Consider the following 4,850-nt stretch of genomic DNA (forward strand, 5'->3'; position numbering starts at 1 on the left):
CGAACAGTCCCGCCACTGATCCATTAACTGTAACCCCTAGCAATAGTCCAATCAAAAACGCGAGGGACAGATTGGACGTTGACTGAACGAATACAACCATCAGCGCAGCAGTCGCAATGAGAAACACTGCTTGCACATGAGCAAGCTTGAATTTCGTGCAGAGTAGCCCGAGCAGAGCGGTGCCAAAGATGCCGCCTGCGCTCAAGAGCACTCCTCCGGTGATACCTTGTTCAGCAGACAGCCCGGCGGTCGTAAGCAGCTTTGGCGTCCAGCCCATAACGAAGTAGAAGCCAAAAAGTACGAAGAAGAACAGCGTCCACAGCTTAAGTGTGGCACTCCGATACCTGGGGCTAAGTAAGGCCGCGAATGCATTAACTCTCGCTACTTCTGCAGACTGCATCGGCGGAAGATCAACCAGCTGGTTCAGCCCCAGTTTTCTTCCGACACGGTTGATTCGCTGCAAGGTATTAGCCGGCCTTTTCGCGAGCAAGAAATCAATTGACTCCGGCAGGAAGCAGTAGACGACAGGCACCATCGCTAGTGTCGCAACCCCACCAGCAAGAAAGACCGAGCGCCATCCGAAGACCTTCAGCAAATAAATTGCAAGCATGCCTCCAAATACAGCGCCTAGCGCGTAGCCAGTTGATTGCAAACTAACAGCAAGGGTGCGCCACTTAGTGGATGCGAACTCGCTAGCCATGACGTTAGTGCTAGCTAGAATACCGCCAATCCCGAGTCCAGTGATACCGCGACAAACTCCCAATTGCATCGGCGTTTGACAATACGCGGCCATGACCATTCCTATCCCGGCTAGGATCAGGCAAATCAACACCAGCGGGCGGCGACCGATTCGATCTGCCCAGGGGGCAATGAAAAATGAGCCAATGGACATGCCAACGAGGCCTGCGCTCAATAGTGCGCCGAGGTTTGCTCCGTTTAAAGACCACTCTGCGGAAACGGCTGAAGCAGTAAAGGCCATCACTAGCACGTCGAAGCCATCGAGGGCATTGAGTACCATGCAGATGCCGATCACCATCCACTGGAAAGGTCGCATCGAACGAGTATTCAACTGTGTGCTGATATCATTGTTCATCACCGGCCCCCCGATGCTGAGCATGAGTGAAACTAGTCATATCGCATATCCTTTTTTGTTAAAATTTGTTGGACTGAGATTATTTAATCAAGCAACCGCAGGCAGCCCCACGAACCGTGTGATGCAGATTCACGGTTGGTCAGCATGCTCGGTCGAACTGCAGTGGTGTACGAAGACCGGTTGTCAGGTTGGTCGGAACATCGGGATCAGCTGCCCGCTCTCGCTAGGCACAAACGTAACTGTCACCGCCATGCCGATTTCTAGATTTTCGAACTTGTCAGTTACGATGTTAGTCAATACCTTGGGGCCCTCGTCCAGCTCGACATATGCGATGCAATAAGGAGGAGACGCTTTGGGCAGAATGCTGTACGAATAAATGGTGCCTTTCCCGGAAGCCTCAAACCACTCAGTTTCGGGTGAGCCAGAAAACGGGCTATGGTTGCGGGGATAAAAGAAGGCTTTGTTCGTTACCAAGCAACGCTTCAGCAGAAGTTTATGCTCCGCTGCAGCAGCCCAGAATTTTTCAGTTTCCGGCCAAGGTGTCGGAGCAGCTGGGATTCGAGTTTCCATGGTCACGCCTCACGTTCCAGAATGATCGTTGCGCTACCGTGCCGAGCGCCAAGTTGGCCGCCGGTTCCGTGAGCCAACGCTAGCCCGCAATTCGGTACCTGAACTGCAGGATGAGCTTCGCCCCGAAGTTGTCGGATAGCCTCAATCATTTTTGTCATGCCGCCACGATTACCAGGATGGTTGTTGCACAAACCGCCACCATCTGTGTTGGTTGGCAAGACACCGACGCCTGAAATCAGACCGCCATCAGCCACGAATTTTCCGCCTTCTCCTGGAGCGCAGAAACCGAGGTTCTCGAGTTGGATAAGTACGGTGATCGTGAAACTGTCATAGAGAGAGGCATACTGGATGTCCGTTCTCTGGACACCCGCTTGGGCAAACGCTTCTGCTCCCGATTTCACACCGCCAGATTGAAGGATGTCAAAGTAGCCGCCGTTAAGCTGTTTGATATGAAAACCGGAGCCAATCGGTGTAATCAACGGACGCTTAAGGTTGCGGGCTACATCTGGATGAGCGAGCACCAGTGCGCCGCCCCCGTCTGTAATCACGCAGCAGTCGAGTCTGTGAAGTGGAGTGGATACGATCGGGGAGTTCACGACATCCTCAACCGTCACAACCTTCGGCAACATTGCGAATGGGTTGTGCTGCGCATGGTGAGAGGCGGCAACTTTGATCCACGCGAGTTGCTCGGGCGTTGTACCGTGTTCGTACATGTGGCGCTGCGCGCACATTCCATACATGTTAGTAACAACAGCGCCATATGGAATTTCAAATTGCGACTCACCCGACGCCTGTACCTGATTCAGGTGGCTGTCGGCTGGTGTCAGCCTATCAGCCCGTGGACGGCCAGCCTGGGTAATGAGGGCGACACGACATTTACCCGCAGCGATGGCCGAGGCGGCATGTTCAACTAAGTTGATGTAAGCAGAGCCCCAAGTTTCAGTCGTATCAAAGTGACGGACATTCAGGCCTAGGTACTCAACCATCGACATCGGCCCCACACCGGGTGCATCCCACCCAGGAACGTCACCCGCGCAGAAGTAACCGTCGACATCCTCCAAGCGAAGGCCAGCATCAGCCAAAGCCCCTGCCGCTACCTCAGCATGCAGCTCAGCGAGGGACGTACCAACGGCATGTCGGGTGGGGTGCTCATAAGCACCAACGATATATGCTTTTCCTTTTACGCTCATGACCACCTCATCTACAGCACCGAGATCCGGCGCGGGCAGGGTTTGATCCCCAAATTTATTCTTGTGTGTCGGCGCATCGCTTGCGCTCAGGAGCGCAAGGGCAGAAGTCAGCGAGTTAAATCTTTCGGCCTTATGGCTGCGGGCTAACTATATTTTGACTTCGCAGCCGACTGGCGTTCTGGCGCGGATTCGCTAACCGTCCAGAAGCACAGATACCGGAGATTTTCCTGCAGAGCAGCGTGCAGCCTGCGCTGACTTACTGCTGAAGCAACGCTATCGCGGCGCCAAACGCGTAGCTCCATCGATGCGAATCACTTCCCCATTCAGGTAGGGATTTGAAGCGATGTGCCCCACTAGCTGAGCGAACTCCTCTGGGTGACCCAACCTTCGTGGGAATGGAATTGATGAGGCTAGCGACTGCAGCACCTCGTTGGAGGCTGTTTTGAGGAGCGGGGTTTCGAATATTCCCGGGGCGATGGCCATCGCTCTCACTCCGAATTGCGCAAACTCCCTTGCGAGTTGAATCGAGAGTGCAGCGAGCGCTCCTTTTGAAGCGGTGTAGGCAGCTTGGCCGACTTGACCTTCGTATGCGGCCACAGAGGTGGTGAATAGGATCAGGCCGCGCTCGCCCCCTTCGTCCGGGTCCGATCCGATCATGTCGGCTGCTGCTAGGCGGGTCATGTTGAAGCTGCCCACCAGGTTCAGGTTGATGATCTTCGTGAAATCCTCAAGCGGCATTGGGCCGTTCTTGCCCACAACGCGTTGCGGTAAACCACCACCAGCACAGTTCACAAGAATCTTCGCAATGCCGTGCGCTTTGCGTGCTTCGCTCAACGCGGATGCTGCGCTATCCGCGTCGGTGACATCACACCGAATTGCAATTCCATTCACTTCGTTGGCGATCTGCTCTGCGCGCTCGATCTGAATGTCCAGAATTGCGACGCGTGCACCCAGTTTTGCCAAATGTCGAACTGTGGCTTCGCCCAGGCCTGACGCGCCACCCGTCACAAGTACAGCTTTTCCGTTTACGTCCATTGCTTTGATCCTGAATGAAGAGGCTACGCACTACTTACTGTTCGGTAACGAAAAGCGCATCAAGGGCAACGACGCCGCTGCCTTTCGGGTAGACCACAAGCGGGTTGACGTCCACTTCGATCAATTCTGGATTGGAAAGCATCAGGGCGCCTAGCTTCTGCACCACCTCAGCCACTGCGTCGAGATCCGCGGGTTCAGACCCTCGGAATCCGGTCAGTAGCTTGGAGGCTTTGAGATCGCGAAGTCTTTCAACAATCACTGCGTGAGGGAGGTCGGGCGGCAGAAGCTGAACATCGCCTAGTGCTTCAACCCAGACGCCTCCCAGCCCTACCATAAGGATTGGGCCCCACTGGGAGTCACGGCTGGCACCGACGACCAACTCAAGGCCGCGCGCGCCCATCTTTTCGATAAGCACGCCATCAAGTTTCAGATCTGGCGCGGCACGGGAGACGTTCTGATGGAGTTGTTCCCATGCGGTTGTCAGTGACGCGTCGTCGGCGATGTTGAGCAGCACACCGCCCACTTCACTCTTGTGTGCCAATCCATTTGACTGCGCTTTGATCACCACCGGGTAGCCGATCTCCTCGACCACTGCTAATGCTTCCCCCAGGGACGTGACCAATGCTCCCGGTGGGGTTTGGATACCAATCTCCCGCAGTGCGATTTTGCCGGCCCATTCAGCTTGGGTTCCTTTCCCCAAGCTCAGGTTCACGCGTTGAGGGGGGGCAGGCCGTTGCCCAGACATATTCGCTACCTGACGTCGACCAAACTGTGTGACCCGTGCGAGGGCACGCAGGGCACGCTCAGGCGAGCGCAAAACGACGGCGCGTCGTAGCTTGGCTTCTGCCAAGAACTCCGCTGAAAGCGGAACGTCCTCATTGTGAAGCACGAAAATCGATGGCTTAGCGCTAGAACCTACACCTTCAATGAAGTACTTGAGCCATGCGACCGAGGCTTCAGGC

The 4,850-nt window shown here is 55.2% G+C and carries 5 protein-coding genes; all 5 read right to left on the bottom strand.

Going from position 1 to position 4,850, the window contains the following annotated elements; genetic code table 11:
- Positions 1 to 1,093: MFS transporter (locus HP546_RS25845; RefSeq protein ID WP_172231348.1), on the bottom strand; the 1,093-nt coding region annotated here is incomplete at its 3' end.
- A gap of 183 nt (positions 1,094 to 1,276) precedes the next feature.
- On the bottom strand, positions 1,277 to 1,663 hold the full coding sequence (locus HP546_RS25850) for a Zn-ribbon domain-containing OB-fold protein (RefSeq protein WP_172231351.1): 387 nt from the start codon (positions 1,661 to 1,663) through the stop codon (positions 1,277 to 1,279).
- A gap of 2 nt (positions 1,664 to 1,665) precedes the next feature.
- Positions 1,666 to 2,853 (bottom strand): thiolase domain-containing protein, encoded by a 1,188-nt coding sequence (locus HP546_RS25855; RefSeq protein ID WP_172231354.1) that lies wholly within the window; start codon positions 2,851 to 2,853, stop codon positions 1,666 to 1,668.
- A 273-nt stretch (positions 2,854 to 3,126) separates the two neighbouring features.
- On the bottom strand, positions 3,127 to 3,888 hold the full coding sequence (locus tag HP546_RS25860) for an SDR family NAD(P)-dependent oxidoreductase (protein ID WP_172231357.1): 762 nt from the start codon (positions 3,886 to 3,888) through the stop codon (positions 3,127 to 3,129).
- Positions 3,889 to 3,922: 34 nt separating this feature from the next.
- Positions 3,923 to 4,850 (bottom strand): acetate--CoA ligase family protein (locus HP546_RS25865; protein ID WP_172231360.1); only part of this gene is annotated, 928 nt, incomplete at its 5' end.

This window comes from Pseudomonas sp. CM25 (assembly GCF_013179705.1).
GTDB lineage: Bacteria > Pseudomonadota > Gammaproteobacteria > Pseudomonadales > Pseudomonadaceae > Aquipseudomonas.